The 2,580-nt window shown below is 66.2% G+C and carries 3 protein-coding genes; all 3 read right to left on the bottom strand.

Going from position 1 to position 2,580, the window contains the following annotated elements; translation table 11 throughout:
* Positions 1 to 1,028: 1,028 nt before the first annotated feature.
* The 3 genes from FDZ84_RS35010 to FDZ84_RS35000 all read right to left on the bottom strand — a co-directional run bounded on the left by FDZ84_RS35010 (position 1,029) and on the right by FDZ84_RS35000 (position 2,567).
* A complete protein-coding gene (locus FDZ84_RS35010; protein WP_168589317.1) occupies positions 1,029 to 1,442 on the bottom strand; it encodes a hypothetical protein in 414 nt (137 codons plus the stop codon).
* A gap of 205 nt (positions 1,443 to 1,647) precedes the next feature.
* Positions 1,648 to 1,785 (bottom strand): hypothetical protein, encoded by a 138-nt coding sequence (locus FDZ84_RS35005; RefSeq protein ID WP_168589316.1) that lies wholly within the window; start codon positions 1,783 to 1,785, stop codon positions 1,648 to 1,650.
* 20 nt (positions 1,786 to 1,805) lie between these two features.
* Positions 1,806 to 2,567, bottom strand: a complete 762-nt coding sequence (locus tag FDZ84_RS35000) for a DUF2182 domain-containing protein (RefSeq protein ID WP_210435317.1) — start codon at positions 2,565 to 2,567, stop codon at positions 1,806 to 1,808.
* Between the last annotated feature and the right edge of the window lie 13 nt (positions 2,568 to 2,580).

The following is a 2,580-nucleotide window of genomic DNA, read 5'->3' as shown; positions in this document are numbered from 1 at the left end:
AGCACGGCGGCAGTGCGGCCCCAGCGCCAGCCGGATGACACGGCCCGGACGCGATGGATCGAAACCCCCGAACTCGATTCCGAGGCGTATCGCTGCTGCGTGGTTATGGCTCGTCGGTACCTGTCGGTGTCTACCCGGAGTCCCCGCGATCATTTCCGTCGTTGCCATCATCGGTGCCAGGAGACGAAGGTATTGCTTGGGAAACAAGATCAGATGCCGTTGAACCCTGGAGTGTCACAGCCGTTGCCGATAGGCCTGCAGTGCTTGAGCGAAGCGCTCTGAAGATCGCGTTTTGCTTTGCGGCCCGGAAGTACTCCCGCTTCGAACAGCCTCTTGCGGCTGTGTGCTTGCCGGGAATGTAATCCCTCGACGTCAGGCTGCGTGTCGAGGTATCGCAGGAGCTGCCCGGCATGCGGGGCGCCGCGTTGTCCGGTGTGGTGCTGGAGATGGGTTGTCAGGGTGGGGGGAGACGGGCTGCCAGCGGACGGTTTCGCCTTTTCCGCGGGCGCAGCCGGTACGCCTGCACGGTTCCACGGTCCGCGATGATGTGCGCCTTCGCACGTCGGTGCGCGGCCTCGGACAGGTGCGGTTGGACGAGCCTGACATGGGTGCGTGTGTCGTGCGGGTGCCGATCGAGCGCGTCCAGGAAACCCGCCGCCGTCGCTCGCGCACCGTCGCGCCACGTCGCCGACCAGGGTCTGCTCCGGTCGCCCAGCCGCTCCCAGCGGCTCACGCTCCATCAGTCCCTTGTTCTTCGTCGCCTGGCTGACCGGCTGCTCGAACGGGACCAGCGAGATCTGACGACCCGTACTCGTGGAACCCGACGCCTTCACGTGGATCGCGGTGAGCTGCCCGCCGCCGGTCAGGTGCAGGAAGTCGGCGACCTCGCCGTTGCCGTCATCGCACAGCAGCCAACCGGATCGGCACTGGTCGACGACCCAGGCGAACAACGAGGTGTCACCGTGATCCACGATGTTCCGGTGGATCCGCTGATCGTCCGTCCCGGCGGGTTTCTCCTCGTCGATCGCCTACCCGCTAAAGTCGCCGAACTCGATGTTCGCGAACGGCGTAGTGCCGATGTTGCGGCGGAACAACGTCCGCCCGTCGCAGGCGTGCCCCGATCCGTACAGCACGCGCAACAGGCTTCCGCTGCACAGGTGCTCTTCCACCTCGCGCAGCTCGGGGCGCGGCGTTCCGCCCACGTGACACCTCGTGGACCGCGCACCTTGTGGTGGCCTGGCATGCTCCGGAGATTCGGCCAGCGCCCGTAGGAGGTTTTGAACGTCCTCGCTGTCGGCGTCGACATTGCGGATCGGGTAAGTGTCGGTGGAGTACTGGAGCAGGATCCGGGGCAGACCCGCCTTGGTCCCGTCCGGCAGCACGACGGGCAACGTACGTGTGAGCCGTGCCCGGAAGTTCCCGGCGAGGCCGTCTCGCAGCACCCGTCCTTCGTTCCTTGATCCCGTGAGTACTTTTGGGCGCTATGGCACCCAAAAACGCTCACGGGTCCTATACGGGACGGCATCCAAGAGTTGTACTGACACCTGTCTCATCAGCCCGGGTACATCGTCCAGAACTGGGCAAATCCATGATTCTTCCCCCGAACTCCGGCCCCGGCTCCCCGGGCTGAGAGTCCAGGCGGCGTGCCTAGCCGACGTGCTTCGGTGGCGTCCCCCGCCACCGAATCCCATAGGCGAACCCCGGTTCGAGCCTGCGGAAGTTTGCCCGCACCTCGCCGGCCCCGTCCGGGTCCAGCGGCTCGCCGGTCACCGCTTCGTCCTGCACCTCAAAACACCCCCGTCACATCACATACCAGGTGTCATGTCTGCGGCCGGGACTCTTGTGGACAGGCCGGGGATCAGACCGGGGTGGAACAGCGTGAGGATTGCCAGCACGACGAAAACGGCCGAGGCTGCCCAGGCAAGAGCGTTTCCATGTCGCCACACCTTTTCCAGAAAGATCAGCGCGGTGAGCGCGACCATGGCCACCAGGTTCATCACGCCGACGCCGACCAGGATGAGCATCAGCGCCCAGCAGCAGCCCACGCAGTACCCGCCGTGGAGCAGGCCCACCCGAAAGTCGATTCCTGGTCCCCGTAGCGACCCGAAGCGCAGGAACTGTCCTAGCGGAGACCGGCAATGCCGCAGACACACCCGCTTCAGCGGCGTCAGCTGGTACAGCCCCGCAGCAAGGTAGGCCCCCGCACCAATCCACCGCGCGGCGCCGGGCGACTGACCTACCAGCCGCTCCGCCCCCAGCAGCAGGCCGAAGGCCACCAGCCCGTACACGGTCCACACCACGATGTAGCCGACGACGAACGAGCCTTGCCGCACGACTCGGCGCGTACCCGTCTCCACTCGGTTGATCGACCTGCCCCAGAGGATGACGACGGGCGCCAGGGCGGGAAACATCATCGCCGCCATCATCGGGACCCACATGACGAGGAACACCGGCAGCGCCAGGCCCATGGTCCCCAGCCCGACTCCCATCCGCCAGGACTGACCGACCGTCAGCCCCCATGCAAGCGTGGCCGCGACAAGCAATGCTGCCCAGGTCCAGCCCAGCACCCGAGTCTGGCCG

It is taken from the genome of Saccharopolyspora sp. ASAGF58 (assembly GCF_012277335.1).
Classification (GTDB): domain Bacteria; phylum Actinomycetota; class Actinomycetes; order Mycobacteriales; family Pseudonocardiaceae; genus Saccharopolyspora; species Saccharopolyspora hattusasensis.
This window is presented reverse-complemented; position numbering and strand designations above follow the sequence as displayed.